Raw genomic sequence first — 22,825 nt, 5'->3', positions numbered from 1 at the left:
AGATATCCCCTTACCTCAGTTCCTGCAATTCGCGCTGGATCGCCTCGACGTTGCGCTGGTGCAGTTCCGCCTTGTCCTTGAAGGGCTGCAGGCGTGCTTCGCGCTTGGCCAGGTTGATGGTGGCCGGCCCTACGTCGACGACGGTTTTCTTGCCGCCGTCAGGGGTTGTGATCGTACGGGTCGTGCGTTTCGGCGCGTTGCGGTCCTCCGGCGTATCCCGCGCCTCTTCCTCGGCCAGGGCCTTGCGTGCTTCGGCCAGGGCTTCCTGTTCCTTGGCGAGTTCCGTTTGCAGGATTTCGCGCCGCGTGCCGTCGCGTTCGCGCTGGGTATCGGGGGCAACGCGGGGGAAACCGCCGGGCGTGGCCTGAGGGCTGGGCGTGCGCTCCGGCACGGGGACCGAGGAGACCGGCAGGTCCTGCTTCAGCACCGTGCAGCCCTGCATCGACGTGCGGTCGTTGGTGTAGGTGACGCGTCCTTCGGCATCCACGCACTTGTAGACCTGGGCGTGGGCCGAGGCGGCGAACACGGTGAGCAGCGACAGGAGGAGTTTGCGCATCGCGACCTGCATCGGGAAAAAGCGGTTGAACTGGGACCCGGAGCCGCCGGCGGAGTTCGCCGGCGGGAACCCGGCAATTAGACCGCATAAAAAAGGGACGGGCAATGCCCGTCCCTTCCTGGTCAGCCGAATGCGCGGATTACAGGCTGTAGTACAGGTCGAATTCCACCGGGTGGGTGGTGACGCGCACGCGGTTGACTTCCTCGGTCTTCAGCTCGATGTAGGCATCGAGGAAGTCGTTGGAGAACACGCCGCCGCGGGTCAGGAACTCGCGGTCCTTGTCCAGTTCGGCCAGCGCCTGGTCGAGGCTGAAGCAGACGGTCGGGATCTTCGCGTCTTCTTCCGGCGGCAGGTCGTACAGGTTCTTGTCGGCCGGATCGCCCGGGTGGATCTTGTTCTGGATGCCGTCCAGGCCGGCCATCAGCAGCGCGGCGAAGGCCAGGTACGGGTTGGCGGCCGGGTCCGGGAAGCGCGACTCGATGCGGCGGCCCTTCGGGTTGGCGACGTAGGGGATGCGGATCGAGGCCGAGCGGTTGCGGGCGGAGTAGGCCAGCTTGATCGGCGCTTCGTAGTGCGGCACCAGACGCTTGTAGGAGTTGGTGGCCGGGTTGGTGATGGCGTTCAGCGCCTTGGCGTGCTTGATGATGCCGCCAATGTAGTACAGCGCGGTTTCCGACAGGCCGGCGTAGCCGTTGCCCGCGAACAGGTTCTGGCCGTCCTTCCAGATGGACTGGTGGACGTGCATGCCGGAGCCGTTGTCACCGACGATGGGCTTGGGCATGAAGGTCGCCGTCTTGCCGTACTGGTGGGCGACGTTGTGCACGATGTACTTCAGGGTCTGGGTCCAGTCGGCGCGCTTGGTCAGGGTGTTGAACTTGGTGCCGATTTCGCACTGGCCGGCGTTGGCCACTTCGTGGTGGTGCACTTCGACCGGGATGCCCACGCCTTCGAGCGCCAGCACCATGGCGGCGCGAATGTCGTTGAGGCTGTCCACCGGGGGAACCGGGAAGTAGCCGCCCTTGACCTTGGGACGGTGGCCGGTGTTGCCGCCTTCGAACTTGTCGGCGGTGGACCAGGCCGCTTCTTCGGAGGTGACCTTGCTGTAGACGCCGGACATGTCCACCGACCATTCCACCGAGTCGAAGATGAAGAATTCGGGTTCCGGGCCGAAGAAGGCGGTGTCGCCGATGCCGGTGCTCTTCAGGTAGGCCTCGGCGCGCTTGGCGATGGAGCGCGGGTCGCGGTCGTAGCCCTTGCCGTCGGAGGGCTCGATGACGTCACACGTGAGGACCAGGGTGGTTTCGTCGTAGAACGGGTCGATGTAGGCGGTGGAGGCTTCCGGCATCAGGATCATGTCGGAGGCCTGGATGCCCTTCCAGCCGGAGATGGACGAACCGTCGAACGGGTGGCCGTGTTCGAAGTGCTCTTCTTCGAAGGCCGACACCGGCAGGCCGACGTGCTGTTCCTTGCCACGGGTATCGGTAAAGCGCAGGTCGATGAAGCGCACTTCATTTTCCTGGATCAGCTTCATGACGTCTTGAGCGTTCATATTCACTCCTGGTGAGATGAGGCGAAATTCGGGTAACGGTGAGTCACGCCGGCCTGGGGGCCGGAGCTTCCTCGCCACAAGTTTGTGGAGCCTGCGGCTCCGGAAACGCTGGCCTCGCCAGTCCCGCCATGAAGGCGGGCCTGCGCTCGACCCGTGGTCACTCCGTTGCGGCGCAAGGTAAGCAGCATCCGTGCCATGCGTTCCGGGGACGTGCAACATTGTGCCACAAGGGCGGGAAATACATGGGGTTCCCGCGAATGCACCGAAGCGGTGCGTTCGCGGATGATCGTGCATCGTTATGGTGCAATGCGTACATAGAAAGACATGCTGCGATAGGCCGGATTGCCATCGGTCAGCGCTTGCACGCGCCGTTTGAGTGCATCGGGGTCGACGCCGCCGACGGAAGGCAGCAGGACCTCCACCTCCAGCCGGTCGCCGAGGAAGTGGATCTGCACCCGCTGGGGCGCGGGGGCGTCGGGCGCCAGCGTCTCCTGCACCAGCTTCAGCACCTCGGCGCGGTCCGGCAGCGGGCCAGGGGGGACGATGTGCAGCACGCCGTCGTCCTCGCTGTCGATGTGCACCAGCACTTCCTGCACCTCGGGGTGGGCGGCGCGCACGCGGAAATACACCGCGTCCGAGATGTGGTGTCCCTCGGACACCGTGATGCGAGGGTCCACCCGCACGTGGGCGTCGCACAGCACGCGGTCGGCCATGCGCCGGGTGCGCAGGTCGTGCAGGCCGGCCACGCCGGGGGTCTGTTCGATGGTGGCGCGCAGGCGGGCGAGCTCCTCCTCGGGCAGACCGGTGTCGATCAGTTCGCGGATCGCCCGCCAGGCCAGGCGCGCGCCCATGTGCAGGATCAGAAAGCCCACCACGGCGGCGGCCAGCGGTTCCAGGAAGGGGTAGCCCGCCAGGCTGCCGCCGATGCCGGCCGCGACCACCAGCGAGGAGGCCGCGTCCGAGCGCGCATGCCAGGCATTGGCTTCCAGCACCGGCGCACGCAGGCGGCGGGCCGCGCGCAGCGTGAAGCGGAACAGCACCTCCTTGGCGGCCAGCGTGAATAGCGCCATGGCCAGCGCCGCTCCATGCAGTTCGGGTAGCGCACCGATATTCTGCAGGCGGATGCCGGAACTCCACAGAAAGCCCAGCCCGACCCCCGCGAGGATGAGGCCGAGGGCGAGCGAGGCGGCGGTCTCGATGCGCCCGTGGCCGTAGGGATGGTTCTTGTCAGCCGGTTCCGCGCCGCCGCGCGCAGCGGCCAGCACCATGATGTCGGTGATCAGGTCGGACAGGGTGTGGGTGGCGTCGGCGACCAGGCTGAAGGCGTTGGCGAACAGGCCGACGACGATCTGGCCGACGGTGAGGACGGTGTTGGTCAGGATGGCGATCAGGGCGACACGCTGCATGGCTGCAGCGCGCGCCTGGGCGGTGGAAGGGGCGAGGCGGGGAGGGCTGCGCGACATGTCGTGTTCCGGTGGGCGGGGGTATACTTCCGCGTTCCAGATCGAATTCTAGCCGGACCGTCGCCATGGGAACCCTATCCGACCTGCTCGGGCTCGCCCAGCAACGTGCGCAAGACCGCAAACTGCCCTATCAGGGGGCGCTGACCCCGCAGGAAGCCTGGCAGGTCTGGCAGGCCGCGCCCGGCGCCAAGCTGGTGGACGTGCGCACCCGGGCCGAGTGGGACTGGGTGGGCCACATCCCCGGCGCGGTCGAGATTGAGTGGAACACCTGGCCGGGCGCCCAGCCCAACCCGAATTTCCTCACCCAGCTCCGCCAGCAGGTGGACCCGGAGGCGCTGGTGCTGTTCGTCTGCCGTTCCGGCATCCGTTCCGATGCCGCCGCGCGTGCGGCCAGCGGCGCGGGCTACAACAACTGCTACAACGTCCTCGAAGGTTTCGAGGGCGACAAGGATGCCAACGGCCAGCGCGGCAAGGTGGGCGGCTGGCGCCATGCCGGCCTGCCGTGGCACCAGGGCTGAAGCCCGCTGTCCAACCCGTCCCCCAACGAGTTCGAGTCCCATGCAAGTCGCCACCATCGCCTTCGACCGCTTCAACGCCCTGGCCGACGACCAGGCGCAGGAGCGCATCCGCGCCGCCCGCGCGCGCCTGGGCAGCCGGGCCGTGCTGCTGTGCCACCATTACCAGCGCGCCGACGTGTACCAGCACGCCGACCTCACCGGCGACTCCCTCAAGCTCGCGCGCCTGGCCTCCCAGACCGATGCGGAGTTCATCGTGTTCTGCGGCGTGCATTTCATGGCCGAGGTGGCCGACATCCTGTCGCGGCCCGAGCAGACCGTGATCCTGCCCGATCTGGCGGCCGGCTGTTCCATGGCCGACATGGCCAACCTCGCCAAGGTGGAGCGCTGCTGGCGCGAACTCACCGAGGTGCTGGGCAAGCCCGACGAGTTGATCACCCCGGTCACCTACATCAATTCCGCGGCCGACCTGAAGGCCTTCTGCGGCGAGCACGGCGGCATCGTCTGTACGTCGACCAACGCGCCCGTGATCCTGGACTGGGCCTTCGCCCAGCGCGAGAAGGTGCTGTTCTTCCCGGACCAGCATCTGGGCCGCTGGACCGGCTACAAGAAGGGCATCCCGCTGGACAAGATGGTGGTGTGGGACCCGGACCTGGAGTACGGCGGCCTCACCCCGGAGCAGATCCGCAACGCCAGGATCCTGCTGTGGAAGGGCCACTGTTCGGTGCACCAGATGTTCCAGGAAAGCCACATCCGCCGCTGGCGCATGCAGCATCCGGACGGCTTGGTGATCTCCCACCCGGAAAGCAACCTGGACGTGTGCATCAACTCGGACTACGTGGGTTCCACCGAGTACATCCTCAAGACCATCACCGCCGCGCCGCCCAACACGCGCTGGCTGGTGGGCACCGAGCTGAACCTGGTGAACCGCCTGGCGGAGGAGATGAAGCCCCAGGGCAAGATCGTGCAGTTCATGGCGCCCACGGTGTGCATGTGCTCCACCATGCAGCGCATCGACCCGCAGCACCTGGCCTGGGCGCTGGAAAACCTCGCCGACGGCAAGGTGGTCAACGCCATCCGCGTGCCGCCCCACGAGGCGGAACTGGCCAAGGTGGCGCTGGACCGGATGCTGGCGGTTTCCTGAATCAGCCCTTCGGCCACAGGATCATCTGCGTGCAGCGGAACAGCGCGATGGTGCGCCCGCTGGCGGCGTCGCTGACCACCGCGTCCCACACCTGGGTCGTGCGCCCCAGGTGCTGGGCAGTGGCGATGCAGGAGACGCTGCCGCCTTCCCGCACCGTGCCCAGGTGGTTGCTCTTCAGCTCGATGGTGGTGAAGGATTCCGCCCCTTCCGGCAGGTGGGCCATGGCGGCGTAGCCGCAGGTGGTGTCGGCCAGGGCGACGATGCTGGCCGCGTGCAGGAAGTCGTTGGGCGCCACGTGCAGCTTCTTCACCGGCATGCGGCTGGTCAGCGTGCGTTCGGCCAGGGTCAGCAGTTCGATGCCCAGGTAGCCGGGCAGGTACTCGTTGCCGCGTTCGTTCAGCAGTTCGGCGTGGATGTCGGGGCGCAGCGTGCTCATGGGGTGGTCTCCTCGTTGTCGTTGTGGCAGATCGGGTCAGGCCGGCGCGGTGGCGCGCACCACCGGCGCTTCGCGGATGGGCAGGTTCACCAGCGCGGCGGCCGCGGCCAGCGCGATGTCCGCATACCACATCCACGTGTAGTCGCCGCTCAGGGTGATGCTGACGCCGCCCAGCCAGGCGCCGAGGAAGCCGCCGATCTGGTGGGAGAGCAGCGTGAGCCCGAACAGGGTGGCGAGATAGCGGATGCCGAAGAGCTTGCCCACCAGGGCCGCGGTGGGCGGCACCGTGGCGAGCCAGGTGAAGCCCAGCCCCGCGGCGAAGAGGTAGAAGGTCCATTCGGTCTTGGGCAGCATCAGGTAGAGCGCCACCAGCACCGCGCGCGAGCCGTACATGATCGCCAGCACGTTGCGGCTGCGGTAGCGCGCCACGCAGGCGCCGGCGTACAGGCTGCCGAAGATGTTGGCCAGCCCGATGATGGCCAGCGACCAGCTCGCCACCGTGGGCGGCAGACCGCACAGGTCCACCTCGCCGGGCAGGTGGGTGACCAGGAAGGCGATGTGGAAGCCGCAGGTGAAGAAGCCGGCGTGCAGCAGCAGATAGCTGCGGTCCTTGAGGGCGTTGCCGATCGCACGCATCACCCCGGTGTCTTCCTCGTGGTGGTGCAGCGGCGCAAGACTCGGTTTCGCCACCCTGCCGATCAGCGGCAGGGCCGCCAGCGTCAGCACCGCCAGCGACCACAGCGCGCCCATCCAGCCGAAGACCTGGATCAGCTTCTGCAGCAGCGGGGCGAAGACGAACTGGCCAAAAGAGCCGCCGGCGTTGATCACCCCGGACGCCGTGCCGCGCGCCTCGGCCGGCAGGCGCTGGGCGGCGGCGCCGATCAGCACCGAGAAGCTGCCCGCGCCCGAGCCGATGGCCGACAGCAGCCCCAGCGAGAAGACCAGGCCCCAGGTGGAGTCCATGAAGGGCGTGATGGCGCTGCCCACCGCCAGCAGCAGGATGCCGGCGACCAGCACCGCCCGCGGCCCCCAGCGGTCGGCCGCGGCGCCGGCGATGGGCTGGATCGCGCCCCAGGTGAACTGGGCCACCGCCAGGGCCAGGCTGATGGAAGCGATGCCGAGGCCGGTGGCGGTGTTGATCGGGCTGACGAAGAGGCCGAGGGACTGGCGCGCGCCCATGGTGATGGCGAGGATGCCGGCGGCGGCCAGCGTGACGAACAGCGCCTCGGGCTGGCGCAGGGAACGGAACATGGGGAGGGTCTGGAAAGTGGCAGGGAAGGGCACGCACCGGCGGACGGGCGGTGCGATGGCGTGAGGATAGGTTCCGGATCGGACACGAAAAAGCCCATAATCCGATCCGTTATGTCAACGGATCATTGACAAATGTCCCATACGAATCGCCCCGCGGGCCCGGGGGATGCGCGATGAACTGGCTGCCCGCCTGGGAGGGCTTCATCCGCGTGGTCGAAGGCGGCAGCATGGCCGCCGCGGCGCGCGCGCTGGGCTGCACGCGTGCCCAGGTCAGCAAGCAGATCGCCGAGCTGGAGCGCCGCCTGGACGTGCGGCTGTTCGAACGCTCCACCCGCCGCCTGGCGCTGACCCCGGCGGGTGCGGTCTTCCACCAGCACGCGCTGCGGGCGCTGGAGGCGGTGGAAAGCACGGAGACCGCGGTGCGCAACCTGGGCGACGCGCCCCGCGGCACGCTGCGCGTGAGTGCCACGGTGAGCTTCGGCCGGCACTGGGTGGCGCCGCTGCTGCCGGAGATCACCGCCGTCCATCCCGAGTTGGAGATCGAGCTGATCCTCACCGACCACATCGTGGACCTGGTGGGCGACAACATCGACCTCGCCCTGCGCATGACGCGGCTGCCGCCCGAAGATGCGGTGGCGCGCCGCATCGTGAGCCTGCGCCGGGTGATCTGCGCCGCGCCCGCCTACCTCGCCCGCCACGGCGTTCCGCGCACGCCCCAGGACCTGCTGCAGCACCAGTGTCTGAGCTACGTGCTGGGCGACGGCAAGACCTGGACGCTGGTGGACGAGCGCGGCACCAAGACCCTGGTGCCGGTACGCAGCCGCATCCATTTCAACAACGCCGACTGCATGCTGGACGCGGCGCTGGCCGGCCACGGCATCGCCATCCTGTCCACCTACCTGTGCCATCGCGAACTGGCCGCCGGCAGCCTGCTCACCGTGCTCGACGGCCATGAGCCGGACATCGTTTACGGGCGGGAACTCTACGCCTGCTACACGCCGAGCCGGGTGCGGGTGCCCAAGGTGAGGGTGTTCCTCGATGCGCTGATGCGGCGCTTCCAGCCGCTGCCGCCGTGGGAGCGGGCGTCCGGCGGCGCGTTGCCGCGCTGAACGGCGGTTCAGGGGCGGATGAAGGCCGCCACCTTCGGATCGCGCCGCAGTTCGGCGAGGTCCTCGGGCCCGGGCAGCCGGGGGCGGTCCCGGTCCACGTTGACCATGCACAGGAAGCCCAGGTGGCCGCCCTCGCTGGCGCGGAACTGGTGCCAGCTCAGGGCCGGGATGTGCACCAGGTCGTGCGTGCCCACCGCGCGCACTTCATTGCCCACCAGGCAGGCGCCGCCGCCGGAGAGGATCAGCACCGCGTGCTCGTGCTCGTGGCGCTCCAGCGTGGAATGCCCGCCCGGGCCGATCTCGAAGTAGCGCAGCTCGCAGCCCAGCGCTTCGGTGCGGAACAGCAACTGGCGGCTGATGCCGAGGAATGGCGCGCTGCCTTCCGGCTTGTAGTCCAGCACCTCGACCTCGTCCCAGCGCCGTCCCGCTCGGGCCTTGCGGAAAACGGGGTGGCTCATCGTCCCTCTCCCATGGCATGCACGCGGGCGACGAAGGCACGCGCGGCGGCGCGCAGGTCGTCGGCTTCGAGCAGGGCGCCGCCGATCAGCAGTATCACGTCGGCGCCGTAGAAATCGACCATCTCCTCCACCCGCGCCGGCGTCATGCCGCCGGCCGGCACCGGCAGCGCCGGCGCGAGCGGACCCCAGGGGGCGCTTGCGGCCTCGGCGATGGCGCGGCAGGTCTGCGGCGTGTAGCTGAAGCGGCCGCCGTGGTTGGGGTAGATCACCGCGTCCGCCCCGGCCAGGCGGAACAGCTTGCCGATCAGCGCCTGGGGGGCGATGCGCGCCGCACCCCCGAGGGCCGGATGGGCCAGTACCGGCAAGCCTTCCTCGGCCAGTTCCTGCAGCGCGCCCAGGCCGGACGCCATGGGCGCCAGCATCACCATGCCCACGCCGGCCTCGCGCACGATGCGCATCTGCTCGCGCAGCCGGCGCGGGCCGCCGCCCAGGCTGGGCGCATACACGCAGCGATGGCCGCCGGCGCGGTTGGCCGCGGCGATGGCGCGCTGCACCGCCTCCACCCGGCGCGCGAAGGGCGCCGCGGCCTGGTCGGCGAGGCCGTGGTCATCCTTGACGATGTCGATGCCCCCGGCGGCGAGTTCGCCGGCCAGCGCGGCCAGCACCTCGGGCGGGCTGCCCTGGGGTTTGAGGGCGCTGCAGGTCAGGGGCCGCGAGGTGGCGCCGACGAGCATGCGCAGTCCGGCGATGCCGAAGCGCGGACCGCCGAAACGCGCCAGCGCCTGGTCCGGCATGTGCACGTCGAGGAGTTCCACTTCCGGCTGCAGGGAGCAGTTGCCGAACAGCATGTTCATCAACTGGCCGGCCTCGTAACCCGTGGTTTCCAGCGCCAGGCCCAGCGTGACGCGGAAGTGCTCCGCATCCTCCTGCGCGATCGCCTCGACCCGGCCCACGACCTCGGCCAGCACGCGCGCATCGCGCACCGCCGCGGCGGGCATCTCCACGCTCTGCTCGACGGCGAGGGCGGCGGCGCGCCGTTCGATGTCCGCCGCGCTGGCGCGGATGCGGTAGGTCGCCTGCAGTCTGTTCATGAAACGGGTTTAAATTTCACCTTCAGGGCGCATATTATGCCCTGTGGCCGGAGTGCATCCGGCATCCTGTCCGCCCCCCATGAAGCTGCGCATCTGCACCTACAACATCCACAAGGGCTTCTCGCAGTTCAACCGCCGCATGGTGGTGCATGAGTTGCGCGAGGGCCTGCGCAGCCTGGATGTAGACCTCGTCTTCCTGCAGGAAGTGCAGGGCCTGCACCTGGGCCACGCGGTGCGCCACGGCAACTGGCCGGCCGATCCGCAGCACGAGTTCCTGGCCCGGGACATCTGGCACCAGACCGCCTACGGCGGCAACGCGATGTACGACCACGGCCACCACGGCAACGCTATCCTGAGCCGCCACCTGATCCTCTCCGCGGACAACCAGGACGTTTCCGACCACCGCTTCGAACGGCGCGGCCTGCTCCATTGCGAAGTCGAGCTGCCCGGCTTCCCGCAGCCGGTGCATTGCGTGTGCGTGCATCTGGGCCTGATGGCCGGCAGCCGACGCCGCCAGATGGCCGCCCTGGCCGAGCGCATGGAGCGGCTCGCCGCCGACGGGGCGCCGCTCATCATCGCCGGCGATTTCAACGACTGGCGCAACCACGCCGACGACATCCTGGCGGGCCGGCTGGGCCTCACGGAAGTCTTCCACCTGCAGCGTGGCCGTCCCGCGCGCAGCTACCCCAGCCACCGGCCGGTGTTTCGCCTCGACCGCATCTACGTGCGCGGCTTTTCCGTGCGCGACGCCCAGGTGCATCACGGCGTGCCCTGGTCGCAGTTGTCCGATCACGCCGCCCTCACTGCGGAGCTGGAGCCCTTGGCGTGAGCCGCTTCATCGCCGGCAATGCGCTGACCCTGCTGGAAACGGGGCAGGCCTATTTCCCCGCGCTGATCGACGCCGTGGACGGCGCGCGCCAGGAGATTTTCCTGGAGACCTACATCTTCGAGCCCGACGAGGTGGGCCGCCAGGTGGCCGCTGCGCTCGGGCGCGCCGCCCGGCGCGGGGTACGCGTGCGGGTGCTGGTGGACGGCTTCGGCGGGCGCAGCTTCGTGCGCGAGCTGATGTCCGCGCTGGAGGCCGACGGCGTGCAGGTGCTGATCTACCGCCGCGAGGTGCGCGCCCTGTCCCTGCGCCGCTACCGCCTGCGCCGCCTGCACCGCAAGCTGGTGGTGGTGGACGGCCGGGTGGCCTTCGTGGGCGGCATCAACATCGTGGACGACTTCGACGCCGGTGCCCCCCACCATCCGCGCTTCGACTACGCCCTGCGCGTCGAAGGGCCGCTGCTCGCCCACATGCTGGCCTCGGTGCATCGGCTGTGGCGGCTGGTGTCGTGGGCCAACTTCCGCCGCCGCCTCCACGAGCCGCTGCTGGCCCCGGCCCAGGCGGCGCCATCCGGGCGGCTGCGCGCGGCCTTCGTGATCCGCGACAACATCCGCCACCGGCGCGACATCGAGAACGCCTACCTGGCCGCGATCGGGCACGCCCGCGAGCAGGTGGTGATCGCCTGCGCCTACTTCTTCCCCGGCCGGCGCTTCCGCCGCGCGCTGATCGAGGCCACGCGGCGCGGCGTGCGGGTCACGCTGCTGCTGCAGGGACTGGCCGACCACCCGGTGCTGGCGAGCGCAAGCCGCGCGCTCTACCCCTATTTCCTCGAGCACGGCATCCGCCTGTTCGAGTACCACCGCAGCTACCTGCACGCCAAGGTGGCCGTGGTGGACGACCGCTGGGCCACGGTGGGGTCCAGCAACATCGACCCCTTCAGCCTGCTGCTGGCGCGCGAGGCCAACGTGGTGGTGGTGGATGCCGCCTTCGCCGCCGAACTGCGCGGCAGCCTGGCGCGGGCGATGGGCGAGGGCGCCCGGGAGCTGCGCCACGGGGACTGGCACCGCCAGCGTCCGCTGCGCCGCTGGGGCAGTTGGCTGGCCTACCAGTTCGTGCGCCTGGTGATCGGCGTGGCGGGGTACGGCGGCAAGCACTAGAGGGTAGGTTCCTCCCCCTTCAAGGGGGAGGTCAGGAGGGGGATGGGTTTCGGTTCATTGCGACGCTAAACCCATCCCCACCCCAACCCTCCCCTTGAAGGGGAGGGAGTAAACACCCGGCTCTTCGACACGTTCAAGGCGAATGCCGCCGGTGTTCCGGCACCACCTTTCAGCGCACGTTGGGCAGCAGGGGGCGCTTGGACGAGATCACGCCGGTGTTCACGCCGGCCCAGTTGAGCCCGCCGAACAGGCGTGCGTGCTCGATCTTCACACAGCGGTCCATGACCACCTGCAGGCCGGCGGCTTCGGCGCGCCGTGCGGCTTCCTCGTTGATCACGCCGAGCTGCATCCAGAAGGTCTTCGCACCGATGGCCACCGCGTCGTCCACCAGCGGCGGCACGTCCTCCGGCTTGCGGAACACGTCCACCATGTCCACCGGCACCGGAACGTCGCGCAGGCTGGGGTAGCACTTCTGCCCCAGCACCTCGTCGTAGGCCGGGTTCACCGGGATGATCGTGTAGCCGTGCTCCAGCATGTATTTGGCGGCGAAGTTGCTCGGCCGGTGCCAGTTGGCCGACAACCCCACCACCGCGATGCTGCGGGTGCCGAGCAGCACCCGGCGCAGTCCGTCGATATCGTCGATCATTCCCTGCAAGTCTCCTCGTACGCTCACAACTCCGGGGCCGGCAAGTGGCGCAGCCGGGGCACGGCGGCCAGCACCCAGTGGGCCCGCGCCCACTGCCACAGCTCGGCCAGCGGGGCGCGCTCCAGCCCGGAAGGCGGATTCTGGCCCAGAAAGCGGAGCGCCGCCACCAGGGCGGCACCGGGCGCCAGTTCGTCCACGGCGCGGGCCAGCGTCTGCTTGGAGAGCTTCTCCCCCGCGGCATTGGTCGCCACCGGCAGATGGGCGTAGTGCGGCGTGGGATGGCCCAGCAGGCGCTGCAGGCAGACCTGCCGGCCGGTGGATTCCAGCAGGTCGGCGCCCCGCACCACGTGGCTGACGCCGGCCTCCGCGTCGTCTACCACCACCGCGAGCTGGTAGGCATACAGCCCGTCGGCGCGCAGCACGATGAAATCCCCCGCTTCCCGCGCCAGGTCTTCTTCCTGCCGGCCCTGCACCGCATCGTCGAAGACCACAGCGCCTTCCGCCTTCACCCGCCACGCGCGCGCGCTGCGCCCCGGCGGCAGGCCGTTGCGGCAGGTGCCGGGATAGACGTGGGAGCCGTCGCGGGCCAGCGCGGAATCGGCCAGTTCGCGGCGCGTGCAGGCGCAGGGGTAGACCGCGCCCTGCGCCTTCAGCCGCGCCAGCGCCGCGGCATAGGCGTCCTGGCGCCGGCTCTGCCACACCGGCTCGCCGTCCCAGTCGAAACCGAAGCGCTCCAGCGTGCGCAGGATGTCCTCGGCCGCGCCGGGCACGCAGCGCGGCACGTCCAGGTCCTCGATGCGCAGCAACCAGCGCCCGTCCCGGCTGCGGGCGTCCAGCCAACTGCCGGTCGCGGCCACCAGCGAGCCGAAATGCAGTGGGCCGGTGGGCGAGGGGGCGAAGCGGCCGACGTAGGGCGTGGCGGAACTGTTCATCGGTGCGCCGGATCATAGCACCCGTGTCATGGCCGAGCCGTATCTTCGGCAGGGCGCCGTTGGGCGCCCGCAATGACTTGGCCCGGCATGTCCGGAGCCTCTTGTGCGGCCGGCTATGTACTGCGTACGGTCGTGAGTGACTCCTGGTGACAGCCCCCGGTTGTCGGCATGAGAGTGGCAGAGCACGTCCGGCATGCCATGCAGCGTTCGATTTCGATCGTCAAGGACAGCCGCGGGTCGGCCGGGATGTTCCACCCTGTCAACTTGCGCAGCCGCTCCATCAGTTCCCCGTCCTGAAAGCCGACGCTGCGCCGGCAAGACCGGCATACCAGACGATGCGTCGCTGCGTGGGCCTCGGCCACATGGCGGTGAGGGACCGAATAGGCCGCTCTCGGGCCGCTGTTGCCCGGCACCCACTCGCGGGCCAGCAGACCCGCCGATACGAACTCGCCCAGTACCCGATACGTGGTTCCCATGCTCACCGCCATGCCGCCTTCGGCCAGATTCCTGAAGACATCCTCAGCCGTAACGGGATGCGCCTCGACGGCGACCCATTGCAGGATGCTCACTCGTGCCTGGGTGGGGCGCAGCCGGGCGGCACGCAGTCGTTCGAACACGCTGAGCGTGGGATTCCGCAAGCGTAGCGGCAGGTCGGCGCGGTTCAGGGGCATGGCCGCTTGTCTCCGTGTCGATTTCGGTTGTCGGGCCGGTTTCGGGCTGCCGCGAGGCGACCGCGATCTTCACGTTCTCGGCAATCCGGCAATTGAATGCTCCCGGTTCGCCCGGGCAGCGCTTGTGAAGTTCAGACGTTTTTTCGCGCAAAGCGGCCAGAAATCTGTAGCGGCCCGATCAGAGCCGGACCGTCAGCGCGAGCTTCATCGTGCGCCCCGGCGCCGGCTGCATGACGCGGGCCATGGGGTCGATGTAGTAGCGGTTGGTGATGTTGTTGATGCCGAAGTCGATGCTGATCCGGTCGTCGAGCCGGTAGCTGGCGTAGGCGTCGAAGACCATGACGGGGTCCCAGTAGTAGGGGCGGTTGAAGCCCCAGCCGCTCTGGCCGAACCTTTCCTCGTCCTCGTTCTTCGCCTCGGCGTGGTAGGTCAGCCGGCCGCCGATCTCCAGCCGGCGCTGCAGCAGGCGGGTGCCCAGGTCGAGGTTGATGGAGTACTCGGGCTGCAGGCTGGTGCGGGCGAAGCTGAGCGGGAAGCCGGCGGTCACGCATTCCGGGATGCGGCCCTGGACCGGGTCCAGGTAGGCGGCGTAGTCCTTGTCGCACATCTCCTGCTTGAGCCGGTAGGTCGCCCCCAGGCTGCCGAACCAGGCGCCGGCATCGAGGCGCGACTGCAGTTCGACGCCGGTGAGCTTCTTGCGGTCGAACTGGACGATGTTGAAATTGTGGTCGCGGTCGATGTAGTCGCGGATCTGGTTGTCGAAGTAGTTGATGCGGAAGTCGGCGAACTGCAGGCGGCGGAAGAGGCCGCGCAGGTCGTGCACGTAGCCGATCTCCCAGTTGTAGGCGTGCTCGGGCTTGCTCGCCGCGCTCGTGACGCCGCGGCCATCGGCGTAGCCCCAGGCGGCCTGGGTGTCCTCGAAGATGGTGGGGAAGCGGACGAATTCCGCATAGCGTGCATAGACGCGCGCGTTGTCGCTGAGGAAGGCGGTGACGCCGAATTGCGGCGCCCAGGCATGGCCTTTCTTCTTCTCCGGCTTCTGCCAGGGATTGGAGGGTGCGCTGCCCTGGACGGTGGTACGGCTGCCAACGATGTACCTGCTGACGCTGCCGGTATTGCCCTGGGCGTCCTGGACCTGTTCGGCGACGTCTACCGTACCGTTCTGGAAGGGGTTGTTGGCGGCGAAGCCCTCGTGGGTGCCGTTGTAGGGGATATCGACGTAGGTTTGCTCGTAACGGTAGCCGTTGATCTTCCCCGTGTTTATGTAGTCGTCACGGTTGCCGAAGTACTCCGTCATGATCAGGGAGGCCAGTTCTTCGCCCAGTTCTTCGCCCAGTTCTTCGCCCAGTTCTTCGGCGAGGCTGGCTGCAGCAATGTCATAGTCGTAGGCATTCGCCTGGTCCACCGCAGCGGCGGCCGAGTCCGACATCAGTTGCTGGACGTCGTACCGCAATGCCACTGTCGGCGTGGGCACCCGCCAGTTCGCCTCCTGTTTCGTCCGCATCTCGGCTAGCTTGTCGTCGTAGGACCAGTAGTCGCTGTAGCGCGTGCCGGCGGAAAACTGCAGCCAGTTGGTCGGCGTCCAGTCGAAGTTGAGGCTGTAGTTCTGCTGCTCACGGGTGCCGGAGCGCGGACCGAGGTGGTTGGCGCCCCAGGTCAGTTCCGTCACCCGGTAGCCCTCGGAGGCGTCGCGCTCGCGCAGCTTCTCGCGGGTGAAGTCGCCGCCCACGGTGAGGTTCAGCGTGGGGTGCAGGCGGAAAGTGTTGCTCAGGTTGACGCCCCAGCGGTCGTGGCTGGAGATCTGCAGCGCCTTGGGGTAGATGGTGAACTGGCCGTCGGTGTTCGGCTCGCGTTCGGGCGGTGTGGCGGGGACGCTGGCGCAGCCACCCAGGCTGGTATCGCCGACCACATGGCATCTCACGTAGTCGTTCCAGGCCGTGTCGCCGCGCCGGTATGTCCCGCCGTCTATGCCGAAGACGTAGTCGCCATTCTGGTGCCGGCGGCTGTCGTTCCGGGTCATCCACAGCCCGGCCTTGAGGTCGATCCAGGCGTTGCCTTCCGGCTGCCAGGCATAGTCGAGATGGTAGCTGTCCTGCTTGACCTCGCTGTACGGGTATTGGGCCTGGGTGCCGTCCACGCCGGAGCTGTCGCGCACCGCCCATGAGACCAGCCAGGGGACGCTCTCGCCGAAACTGTGGTCGCTGTGCATGTAGCCCAGCTTCAGCGTCTGCCGGTCCGGCAGACGCAGCGTGCCCTTGAGCAGCGTGGATTCGAGTTCGCTGGAGGTGTTGGCGACCTCCTGGCCGGGCAGGAAGTAGTTGGCGACGTAGGAATGCTCCAGCCCGCCCACGCCGCCGTCCTGGTCGTACTGGGCCTCGGCCTGTTCGCGCCACTTGTCGCTGCGGTAGCTGCTGGCGCCGTTCTTGCCGCTGAAGTAGTTGCCGCGTTTCCGGTAGCTGTAGGCGGCGAGCAGGTCGAAGTATTCCTGCTTGGTCGCCAGGGCGAGGCGGAAGGCCTTGTCGTCGAAATCGAAGTCGGTGCCATTTGAGCCCTTGCGCGGGGTCATCTCGCTGCCATGCCCCAGGCGGAAGGCCAGCGTGCCGTCGTAATTCGAGTACACGCCGGGAATGTCGCGGTAATCCTTGCCGAAGTTGCTGAAGCTGCTTTCGTCGGGTTTGACGGCGTTGGTCGCGGTCTCCAGCTTGACCTCGGCGCCGAAGGTCCGGCCCGGCTGGACGATGTCGTCGACGTCCAGCGTCCTGACCTGCACCGAGCCGCCGATGCCGCTCCTGACGCCGGGCGTCATCGACGGCCCCTTCTCGACCATGATGCTGCCGATCAGGTTGGGATCGAGGTAGTTGCGGTTGGCGACGCCGGCCGGCCCCATCCATACCGAGGTGGCCTGCTCGGTGCCGTCCACCGTCAGCGGGATGCGGCCTTCGCCCTGGATGCCGCGGATGTTCGGGTCGAGCGCGCCGCTGTTGCGCGAGTCGCCGCTATAGACGCCGTTCAGCCCCTTGAACAGGTCGCCGACCGAGGTGCCCTTGTAGCGCTCGATTTCTTCCTTGCCGGCATAGACGTTGGAGACGTCCCTGGCATAGACCTCGTTGCGGCCGGCCTCGTCCCGGCTTTCGGGCCGGCCGGTGACGACGACTTCCTCCAGCGCGGCGGCTTTGGCCTTCTCCTTGTCATCCGTGTCTTCCTTGTCGGCGCCGGCATCGTCGGGCAGGGCCGGTATGGCTGCGCCGGTTTGCTGGGCGTGGGCATGGCCGGAGGAAAGGGCGATGCAGAGGATCCAGGCCAGCAGCCTGGGCCGGAGCCTTCCGGGAAGAGTCAGTGACGACATGGCGAATCTCGATCTCCGTATCTGTGGCTGGGGCATTCCGCTTTGGCGGACCCGGCTGTGGATGGCGGCCGTCGCGCCGAACGGGCGCGGGCCGGGGACGAAGGCCATCAGGGGGATGGCATCCGGCGGAGTCGATTATCTGAATAAATAAGAATGCGTATCAGTTAGATACGTATGCGTAGCGGCGTATTTCCTATGCGTTGCCGGCGGACGCGTGGAAACCGGCCGCGCCGTGGGGAACGGCGCAGCGCCGGCGGGAAGGGTGCGGCGGAGGATGCCTACCGGCGCCTGGCGCCGAAGATGGACTTGGGCGAACGGCCGAAGTAGCGGGTGAAGGCGACGGAGAAGTTGTTGGGGTATTTGTAGCCCACCTGCCAGGCGGCCTGGGCGACCTGCTGGCCCGCTTCGAGCAGGGTGTAGGCCTTGCGCATGCGCAGTTCGAGCAGCACGCCGGCCGGCGTATTGTCGTACAGGTAGCGGAAGCCTTCCTTGAGCTTGTTCTCGTTGATGCCGACCTTGGTGGCGAGGTATTCCGTGGTCAGCGGCTGGTCCAGCTGCTGGGCGAGGATGTCGCGGGCGCGCTCGATGCGTTCGAGATCGTCGGTGGTGAGCGGCGCCGAGTCGGGCGGCGGCGGCGCCAGCAGGTTGAACTGCTCGGCCAGCAGGCTGAGCGCGTGGATCTGCAGGTCCACGCGGTGGTGGCAGTGGGGCTGGGCCATGACGCAGGGCTGCATGTAGCGGTTCAGCGCCGAGGCATGGGCCGAGGTCGCGCCGGTGCTGGCGCGGAAGGCGAGCCGGTGCAGGCCGCCGCTGCCCAGGATCTGGTCGGCGCGCTCGCTGCCCACGTACTTCTGCAGCGCGGCCTCGCCGATCACCAGGCGCAGTTGGGAGACGGCGCAGCCCCCTTCATAGTGGCGCTCGCCGCGCAGCGCGCGGAAGGTGCTGATGGTGGTGTGGCCGGCCTCGAACAGCAGGCTGGAGGCGTCCGTCCCGAGATAGCCGGACTTGCCGTGCAGGCCGACGGTCACGACCATGACGCGCCCTTCGTGCGGACCCAGGCTCTCCTCGATCAGCGGGCGGACCGGGTGGTAGTGCAGCCGGCCGAGCAGGATGTCGTGCTCGAGCTGCATGCATTCGGTGTAGCAGTGGCCGAGGTCGTCGGGCAGCTGCAGCCGCAGCCGGCCGTCGTCCTGGGCACACAGCGCGCGCGGCTGATCGGGCGTCAGGCGGCAGCAACTCTTGTAGGCGCTCATCTGTTTCTCCTGGATTTGCGCATTCCGCATACGAATGACTCCGCTTCGCATAGCCATCGATGCGAATGATTCTCATTGATATATATATCATCAAACGCATCGTTATCGATGTTTGTGATTTGTCTTCGTGTCATGAAGGGAGGAACGCAGTGCGCCATCGACTGAGGGGCGGTGCCCCATCGACATCAGCATCCGCCGGACGTGCGCCCGCGTGCGCCGGAAGCCGGCCCGGGGCGCCGCGGGCGCGCGTGCATCCGTGCGATCCGGAGCCGCGATGATTCCATGTCCCGAACCCGTCACCAGTCCCCACGCCCTGCAGGCGTGCTGGGACATGCAACTGGCCGGCGTGGGCGCCGATGCCCTGCGCGTGGCGCTGGAGTGCGGCCTGTTCGCGCACCTGGCGGGCTACGCCAGCCCCGGCGAAGTCGCCGACAGGCTGGCGCTGGATGCCGCCGGCGCCGGCTATGTCCTGGAACTGCTGTGGGGCATGGAACTGGTGGAGCGCGACGGCGCCGCGCCGCGCTACCGCAACCTGCCGGTGGCGGCGCGCTATCTCGATCCGGCGTCCGGGCAGTACTGCGGCGACGCCCTGCTGTTCCGCCACCGCGTCGTGCGCGAGGTCGGCGCCGGCCTGGGCGACCGGCTCCGCACCGGGGCGGGCCGGGCGGCGAACCCGGATGCCGCCGCCGCGCGGCGCGCCTGGGCGGAGGCGGCGCGCACCCAGATCGCGCAGGAACAGCGCGCCGTCACCGCCGAGGTGGCCGTCGGCCTGCTGGCGGCGCTGCCCGAGTTCCGCCAGGCCACGCGGCTGCTGGACCTCGGCGGCGGGCCGGGGCTGGTGGCCATCGCCGCGGCCAGGGCGCAGCCGGATCTGGGCGGGGTGGTATTCGAGTACGAGGAGGCGGCCGCCGTCGCCCGCGAGCACATCGCCGCGGCCGGCCTGTCGCGGCGCCTGAGCGCCGTGGGCGGCGATCTCGCCACCGACGCGCTGGGAGAGGGGTTCGACCTCGTCTGGTGTTCCTCGGTGCTGCATTTCGTGCCGGACATCCCGGACGTGCTCGACCGCGTGCGCCGCGCCATGCGGCCGGGCGGCGTGCTGGTCTGCTGTCACGGCGAACTGCGGGCCGAGGCGCGCGACGCCTGGCGCGTGCTGCAGTACTACCTGCCGTTGCGGATGCAGGGCCGGCACGTGCTGGCCGAGGGCGAACTGGCGTGCTGTCTGGCGCGCGCCGGTTTCATCGACATACAGCGGATCGACGGCGTGCGCTTTCCGGTGGCGCCCGTCACCGCGCTGATCGCGCGCAAGGCGCGGGGAGAGGGAGAATGACGAAGCTGCGACTGCTGGGCCTGCAACTGGCGTTCGGCTGGATGAACCTGGTGCTGGCGGTGCCCGCCATCTACCTGATGTTCGGCATGCCGCTGGTGATGCGCCAGCACGGCTGGTCGGGGACGGAGATCGGGCTGTTCCAGCTGGCGGCGCTGCCGGCCGTGTTCAAGTTCCTGCTGGCGCTGCCGGTGCAGCGGCTGCGGCTGGGCAGGGGGCATTTCGTGCATTGGCTGCTGCTGCTGGGCGCCGTGCTGCTGGCGCTGTTCTGGCTGATCGGCCGGCACAACCTGATCGAGCAGCGCCTGCCGCTGTTCGCGCTGACCTTCGCCATCAGCATCGCCGCCACCTGGGCGGACATTCCGCTGAACGCCCTGGCCGTGCAGTGGCTGCCGCGCTCCGAGCAGTTGCGCGCGGGCAGCATCCGCTCGGCGGCGCTGTTCGTCGGCGCCATCGTCGGCGGTGGCCTCATGCTGCTGGTGCAGGCGCGCTGGGGCTGGCAGGCGCCGTTCGTGCTGATGGGGCTGGGTCTGGCGCTCGGCTGCCTGCCCTTCCTGGCGCTGCGGGCGCGGGCCGCGCTGCCCGCGCTGGAGGCCGCGGACGCCGCCCAGGGCGTGCTGGCGGACTGGGCCGGCTTCTTCGGCCAGCCGGGCGCGCGCCAATGGACCTGGCTGCTGCTGATCGGCTTTCCCTTCATCGGCGCGGCCTGGCTCTATCTGAAACCGCTGATGCTGGACCAGGGCATGCCGCTGGAGCAGGTGGCGTGGACCGTGGGCGTGGCCGGCGGCGTCACCGGCGCGCTGTTCAGCCTCGTCGGCGGACGTCTGGTGCCGCTGCTGGGGACGGCGCGCGCGATCGTCCTCTATCTGCTGGCCGCGCTGTGCGCCCTGGTGCTGCTGTCGGTGACGGTGTGGGCGCAGCTCGGGCCGCGCTGGCTGACGGGCTGCGTGCTGGCGGTGGCGGCGAGCATGGGCGCGCTGTCGGCGCTGATGTTCGGCCTGACGATGTTCTTCACCCGCAGGCAGCGCAACGCTTCCGACTACGGCTTGCAGTCGACGCTGTTCACGGTGACGCGGCTGGCGGTGCCGGTGGCAGCCGGGCTGATGCTCGACCATCTCGGCCAGCTCGGCATGCTCGCCGGCCTGAGCGTGGGCGTGCTGTGCGCCTTCGCCTTCGCATGGCGGGTGCGGCACAGCGTCGGCGGCAGGGCCGAGAGCCTGCTCGCCGCGGAGTGAAGGCGCGGCGGTGTCCGGAACCGGACTGGGGAGCGGCCGCAATCCCGTTGCTGCATCGCCCGCCAGCCTTGTGCGTAAAGCCGCGGACTCCTGGCCGGTCTCGCGCACGGAGGCTGCATCGGTCAGACGTTGAACAGGAAATTCAGCACGTCCCCGTCCTTGACCACGTAGTCCTTGCCTTCCGCACGCATCTTGCCCGCTTCCTTGGCGCCGGCTTCGCCCTTGTACTGGATGAAGTCCTCGTAGGCGATGGTCTGGGCGCGGATGAAGCCGCGTTCGAAGTCGGTGTGGATGACGCCGGCCGCCTGCGGTGCGGTGTCGCCGGTGTGGATGGTCCAGGCGCGCACTTCCTTCACGCCGGCGGTGAAGTAGGTCTGCAGGCCGAGCAGCTTGTAGCCGGCGCGGATCAGGCGGTCGAGGCCGGGTTCTTCCAGGCCCATGGATTCCAGGAAATCCTTCTTGTCGGCGTCGTCCAGGTCGGCGATCTCGGCCTCGATGGCGGCGCACAGGGCGACCACCTCGGCGCCTTCGGCGGCGGCATGGGCGCGCACGGCGTCCAGATGCGGGTTGTTCTCGAAGCCGTCCTCGGCCACATTGGCGGCGTACAGCACCGGCTTGGCGGTGATGAGGCAGAAGGGTCTCAGCAGCGCCCATTCTTCCTTGCTGAAGTCGAGCGCGCGCACGGGCCTGGCCTCGTTGAGCTGGGCGAGGCACTTTTCCAGCACCGCGACCAGCGCCTTGGCTTCCTTGTCGCCGGAGGCGGCGGGGCGCTTGTAGCGGGTGACGGCCTTGTCCACCGTGGCCATGTCGGCGAGCGCGAGTTCGGTGTCGATGACCTCGATGTCGCGGATCGGGTCCACGCTGCCGGAGACGTGCACCACGTTGTCGTCGGCGAAGCAGCGCACCACATGCACGATGGCGTCGGTTTCACGGATGTTGGCGAGGAACTGGTTGCCCAGCCCTTCGCCCTTGGAGGCGCCGGCGACCAGCCCCGCGATGTCCACGAACTCGACGATGGCGGGCTGCACGCGCTGCGGCTTGACGATCTCGGACAGCGCAGCGAGGCGCGGGTCCGGCACTTCCACGATGCCGACGTTGGGCTCGATGGTGCAGAAGGGGTAGTTCGCCGCTTCGATGCCGGCCTTGGTGAGGGCGTTGAACAGGGTCGACTTGCCGACGTTGGGCAGGCCGACGATTCCGCATTTGAGGCTCATGGCGTGGATTCGTCCTTGGAGTTGTCGGGGGCGCGCGGCGCCTTCGGGGCCTTCGGCGGCTTGGGTGCGGCCGGGCGGGCGTTGAGGCGTTGGGTGGCGGTGTTCCAGTCGCCGGCGGCGATCTTCGGCCAGGCGAGCAGCGCGCGGTCGATGGCTTCGTCGATCAGCGCCTGCTCCTCGCACCGCGCGGGCTTGAGGACGAAGTTCACCACCTCGTTGCGGTCGCCGGGATGGCCGATGCCGATGCGCAGCCGCCAGTAGTCGTTGGTGCCCAGGTGGGCGGAGGTGTCCTTGAGGCCGTTGTGGCCGCCGAGGCCGCCGCCGAACTTGAGCCGCAACTGGCCGGGCGGGATGTCCAGCTCGTCGTGCACGACGAGAATCTCGGCGGGCTGGATGCGGTAGAAGCGCGCCAGCGCGCCGATGGCCTGGCCGGAGCGGTTCATGAACGTCTGCGGCATCAGCAGCCAGACCCCGGCTTCGCGCGCGTTGGCGACCAGGCCGTGGAAGCGCGATTCGTGGGCGAAGCGCGTGCCGAGCTGGTCGGCGAGCCGCTCACAAAACCAAAACCCGGCGTTGTGCCGGGTCTGGGTGTATTCGCTGCCCGGATTGCCGAGGCCGACGACGAGACGCGGGGCTGCTGCGGTCATCG

21 protein-coding genes are annotated in these 22,825 nt (G+C 68.8%); 7 read left to right on the top strand and 14 right to left on the bottom strand.

Annotated elements, in window-relative coordinates; all coding sequences use genetic code 11:
- Positions 1-10 precede the first annotated feature (10 nt).
- The 3 genes from E6O51_RS10535 to E6O51_RS10525 form a co-directional block, all read right to left on the bottom strand.
- On the bottom strand, positions 11-556 hold the full coding sequence (locus tag E6O51_RS10535) for a DUF4124 domain-containing protein (protein ID WP_136384955.1): 546 nt from the start codon (positions 554-556) through the stop codon (positions 11-13).
- A gap of 139 nt (positions 557-695) precedes the next feature.
- The gene (glnA, locus tag E6O51_RS10530; RefSeq protein WP_136384954.1) at positions 696-2,105 is read right to left on the bottom strand and encodes a type I glutamate--ammonia ligase; all 1,410 of its coding nucleotides are present in this window, start codon (positions 2,103-2,105) and stop codon (positions 696-698) included.
- Between the two features lie 296 nt (positions 2,106-2,401).
- A complete protein-coding gene (locus E6O51_RS10525; protein ID WP_136384953.1) occupies positions 2,402-3,568 on the bottom strand; it encodes a cation diffusion facilitator family transporter in 1,167 nt (388 codons plus the stop codon).
- A 65-nt stretch (positions 3,569-3,633) separates the two neighbouring features.
- Between E6O51_RS10525 and E6O51_RS10520 the strand changes: the two genes are divergently transcribed.
- Positions 3,634-4,086, top strand: a complete 453-nt coding sequence (locus E6O51_RS10520) for a rhodanese-like domain-containing protein (protein WP_136384952.1) — start codon at positions 3,634-3,636, stop codon at positions 4,084-4,086.
- Positions 4,087-4,126: 40 nt separating this feature from the next.
- Positions 4,127-5,227 (top strand): quinolinate synthase NadA, encoded by a 1,101-nt coding sequence (nadA, locus tag E6O51_RS10515; protein ID WP_136384951.1) that lies wholly within the window; start codon positions 4,127-4,129, stop codon positions 5,225-5,227.
- Between the two features lies 1 nt (position 5,228).
- On the opposite strand, the gene E6O51_RS10510 is transcribed toward nadA, so the two are convergent.
- Positions 5,229-5,663 carry a PaaI family thioesterase gene (locus E6O51_RS10510; RefSeq protein ID WP_136384950.1) on the bottom strand — a complete coding sequence of 145 codons (435 nt, stop codon included), beginning with the start codon at positions 5,661-5,663 and terminating at the stop codon, positions 5,229-5,231.
- 36 nt (positions 5,664-5,699) lie between these two features.
- Positions 5,700-6,914 (bottom strand): MFS transporter, encoded by a 1,215-nt coding sequence (locus tag E6O51_RS10505; RefSeq protein ID WP_136384949.1) that lies wholly within the window; start codon positions 6,912-6,914, stop codon positions 5,700-5,702.
- A 173-nt stretch (positions 6,915-7,087) separates the two neighbouring features.
- Here E6O51_RS10505 and E6O51_RS10500 point away from each other — a divergent pair, with 173 nt between their 5' ends.
- Positions 7,088-8,023 carry a LysR family transcriptional regulator gene (locus tag E6O51_RS10500; protein ID WP_136384948.1) on the top strand — a complete coding sequence of 312 codons (936 nt, stop codon included), beginning with the start codon at positions 7,088-7,090 and terminating at the stop codon, positions 8,021-8,023.
- A gap of 8 nt (positions 8,024-8,031) precedes the next feature.
- Here E6O51_RS10500 and E6O51_RS10495 read toward each other — a convergent pair whose 3' ends face one another.
- Both E6O51_RS10495 and E6O51_RS10490 read right to left on the bottom strand, forming a co-directional pair.
- A complete protein-coding gene (locus E6O51_RS10495) occupies positions 8,032-8,481 on the bottom strand; it encodes a cupin domain-containing protein (protein ID WP_136384947.1) in 450 nt (149 codons plus the stop codon).
- Positions 8,478-9,572, bottom strand: coding sequence for a RuBisCO large subunit C-terminal-like domain-containing protein (locus E6O51_RS10490; protein WP_136384946.1), 1,095 nt, complete (start codon positions 9,570-9,572; stop codon positions 8,478-8,480). Before E6O51_RS10490 ends, E6O51_RS10495 begins: the two co-directional genes overlap by 4 nt.
- A 79-nt stretch (positions 9,573-9,651) precedes the next feature.
- On the opposite strand from E6O51_RS10490, the gene E6O51_RS10485 reads away from it, so the two are divergent.
- Entirely contained in the window at positions 9,652-10,401 is a 750-nt protein-coding gene (locus E6O51_RS10485) for an endonuclease/exonuclease/phosphatase family protein (RefSeq protein ID WP_136384945.1), read from the top strand.
- On the top strand, positions 10,398-11,555 hold the full coding sequence (gene clsB / locus E6O51_RS10480) for a cardiolipin synthase ClsB (RefSeq protein WP_136384944.1): 1,158 nt from the start codon (positions 10,398-10,400) through the stop codon (positions 11,553-11,555). Before E6O51_RS10485 ends, clsB begins: the two co-directional genes overlap by 4 nt.
- A 169-nt stretch (positions 11,556-11,724) precedes the next feature.
- Here the strand turns inward: clsB and E6O51_RS10475 are convergent, their stop codons facing one another.
- The 5 genes from E6O51_RS10475 to E6O51_RS10455 all read right to left on the bottom strand — a co-directional run bounded on the left by E6O51_RS10475 (position 11,725) and on the right by E6O51_RS10455 (position 18,403).
- Positions 11,725-12,201, bottom strand: a complete 477-nt coding sequence (locus E6O51_RS10475; protein ID WP_408003407.1) for a CoA-binding protein — start codon at positions 12,199-12,201, stop codon at positions 11,725-11,727.
- Between the two features lie 23 nt (positions 12,202-12,224).
- The gene (gene gluQRS / locus E6O51_RS10470) at positions 12,225-13,133 is read right to left on the bottom strand and encodes a tRNA glutamyl-Q(34) synthetase GluQRS (protein WP_136384943.1); all 909 of its coding nucleotides are present in this window, start codon (positions 13,131-13,133) and stop codon (positions 12,225-12,227) included.
- Between the two features lie 113 nt (positions 13,134-13,246).
- Positions 13,247-13,804: a Fur family transcriptional regulator gene (locus E6O51_RS10465; RefSeq protein WP_136384942.1), complete on the bottom strand. Its 558-nt coding sequence runs from the start codon at positions 13,802-13,804 to the stop codon at positions 13,247-13,249.
- Between the two features lie 178 nt (positions 13,805-13,982).
- Positions 13,983-17,150, bottom strand: coding sequence for a TonB-dependent receptor domain-containing protein (locus E6O51_RS10460; protein ID WP_136384941.1), 3,168 nt, complete (start codon positions 17,148-17,150; stop codon positions 13,983-13,985).
- A 278-nt stretch (positions 17,151-17,428) separates the two neighbouring features.
- On the bottom strand, positions 17,429-18,403 hold the full coding sequence (locus E6O51_RS10455) for a helix-turn-helix domain-containing protein (protein ID WP_136384940.1): 975 nt from the start codon (positions 18,401-18,403) through the stop codon (positions 17,429-17,431).
- A 274-nt stretch (positions 18,404-18,677) separates the two neighbouring features.
- Here E6O51_RS10455 and E6O51_RS10450 point away from each other — a divergent pair, with 274 nt between their 5' ends.
- Positions 18,678-19,730, top strand: coding sequence for a methyltransferase (locus tag E6O51_RS10450; RefSeq protein ID WP_136384939.1), 1,053 nt, complete (start codon positions 18,678-18,680; stop codon positions 19,728-19,730).
- Positions 19,727-20,962 carry an MFS transporter gene (locus E6O51_RS10445; protein ID WP_136384938.1) on the top strand — a complete coding sequence of 412 codons (1,236 nt, stop codon included), beginning with the start codon at positions 19,727-19,729 and terminating at the stop codon, positions 20,960-20,962. The genes E6O51_RS10450 and E6O51_RS10445 overlap by 4 nt, the downstream gene beginning before the upstream one ends.
- Positions 20,963-21,084: 122 nt before the next feature.
- Here the strand turns inward: E6O51_RS10445 and ychF are convergent, their stop codons facing one another.
- Both ychF and pth read right to left on the bottom strand, forming a co-directional pair.
- Positions 21,085-22,176 (bottom strand): redox-regulated ATPase YchF, encoded by a 1,092-nt coding sequence (ychF, locus tag E6O51_RS10440; RefSeq protein WP_136384937.1) that lies wholly within the window; start codon positions 22,174-22,176, stop codon positions 21,085-21,087.
- Positions 22,173-22,823 carry an aminoacyl-tRNA hydrolase gene (gene pth / locus E6O51_RS10435; protein WP_136384936.1) on the bottom strand — a complete coding sequence of 217 codons (651 nt, stop codon included), beginning with the start codon at positions 22,821-22,823 and terminating at the stop codon, positions 22,173-22,175. The genes ychF and pth overlap by 4 nt, the downstream gene beginning before the upstream one ends.
- Between the last annotated feature and the right edge of the window lie 2 nt (positions 22,824-22,825).

Origin of the sequence: Pseudothauera rhizosphaerae, from assembly GCF_004801305.1 — a bacterium.
Lineage (GTDB): Bacteria > Pseudomonadota > Gammaproteobacteria > Burkholderiales > Rhodocyclaceae > Pseudothauera > Pseudothauera rhizosphaerae.
The sequence above is the reverse complement of the archived record's forward strand: the minus strand, read 5'-3'. Positions and strand labels throughout refer to the sequence as shown.

What these genes read in the sequence shown, in the direction of transcription:
- E6O51_RS10505 (WP_136384949.1), bottom strand. Translation starts at nt 6,914, where the DNA reads ATGTTCCGTTCCCTGCGCCAGCCCGAGGCGCTGTTCGTCACGCTGGCC.
- pth (WP_136384936.1), bottom strand. Translation starts at nt 22,823, where the DNA reads ATGACCGCAGCAGCCCCGCGTCTCGTCGTCGGCCTCGGCAATCCGGGC.
- nadA (WP_136384951.1), top strand. Translation starts at nt 4,127, where the DNA reads ATGCAAGTCGCCACCATCGCCTTCGACCGCTTCAACGCCCTGGCCGAC.
- ychF (WP_136384937.1), bottom strand. Translation starts at nt 22,176, where the DNA reads ATGAGCCTCAAATGCGGAATCGTCGGCCTGCCCAACGTCGGCAAGTCG.
- E6O51_RS10465 (WP_136384942.1), bottom strand. Translation starts at nt 13,804, where the DNA reads ATGCCCCTGAACCGCGCCGACCTGCCGCTACGCTTGCGGAATCCCACG.
- E6O51_RS10485 (WP_136384945.1), top strand. Translation starts at nt 9,652, where the DNA reads ATGAAGCTGCGCATCTGCACCTACAACATCCACAAGGGCTTCTCGCAG.
- glnA (WP_136384954.1), bottom strand. Translation starts at nt 2,105, where the DNA reads ATGAACGCTCAAGACGTCATGAAGCTGATCCAGGAAAATGAAGTGCGC.
- gluQRS (WP_136384943.1), bottom strand. Translation starts at nt 13,133, where the DNA reads ATGAACAGTTCCGCCACGCCCTACGTCGGCCGCTTCGCCCCCTCGCCC.
- E6O51_RS10475 (WP_408003407.1), bottom strand. Translation starts at nt 12,201, where the DNA reads ATGATCGACGATATCGACGGACTGCGCCGGGTGCTGCTCGGCACCCGC.
- E6O51_RS10445 (WP_136384938.1), top strand. Translation starts at nt 19,727, where the DNA reads ATGACGAAGCTGCGACTGCTGGGCCTGCAACTGGCGTTCGGCTGGATG.
- E6O51_RS10455 (WP_136384940.1), bottom strand. Translation starts at nt 18,403, where the DNA reads ATGAGCGCCTACAAGAGTTGCTGCCGCCTGACGCCCGATCAGCCGCGC.
- E6O51_RS10510 (WP_136384950.1), bottom strand. Translation starts at nt 5,663, where the DNA reads ATGAGCACGCTGCGCCCCGACATCCACGCCGAACTGCTGAACGAACGC.
- E6O51_RS10460 (WP_136384941.1), bottom strand. Translation starts at nt 17,150, where the DNA reads ATGTCGTCACTGACTCTTCCCGGAAGGCTCCGGCCCAGGCTGCTGGCC.
- E6O51_RS10450 (WP_136384939.1), top strand. Translation starts at nt 18,678, where the DNA reads ATGATTCCATGTCCCGAACCCGTCACCAGTCCCCACGCCCTGCAGGCG.
- E6O51_RS10535 (WP_136384955.1), bottom strand. Translation starts at nt 556, where the DNA reads ATGCGCAAACTCCTCCTGTCGCTGCTCACCGTGTTCGCCGCCTCGGCC.
- E6O51_RS10500 (WP_136384948.1), top strand. Translation starts at nt 7,088, where the DNA reads ATGAACTGGCTGCCCGCCTGGGAGGGCTTCATCCGCGTGGTCGAAGGC.
- E6O51_RS10490 (WP_136384946.1), bottom strand. Translation starts at nt 9,572, where the DNA reads ATGAACAGACTGCAGGCGACCTACCGCATCCGCGCCAGCGCGGCGGAC.
- E6O51_RS10525 (WP_136384953.1), bottom strand. Translation starts at nt 3,568, where the DNA reads ATGTCGCGCAGCCCTCCCCGCCTCGCCCCTTCCACCGCCCAGGCGCGC.
- E6O51_RS10520 (WP_136384952.1), top strand. Translation starts at nt 3,634, where the DNA reads ATGGGAACCCTATCCGACCTGCTCGGGCTCGCCCAGCAACGTGCGCAA.
- E6O51_RS10495 (WP_136384947.1), bottom strand. Translation starts at nt 8,481, where the DNA reads ATGAGCCACCCCGTTTTCCGCAAGGCCCGAGCGGGACGGCGCTGGGAC.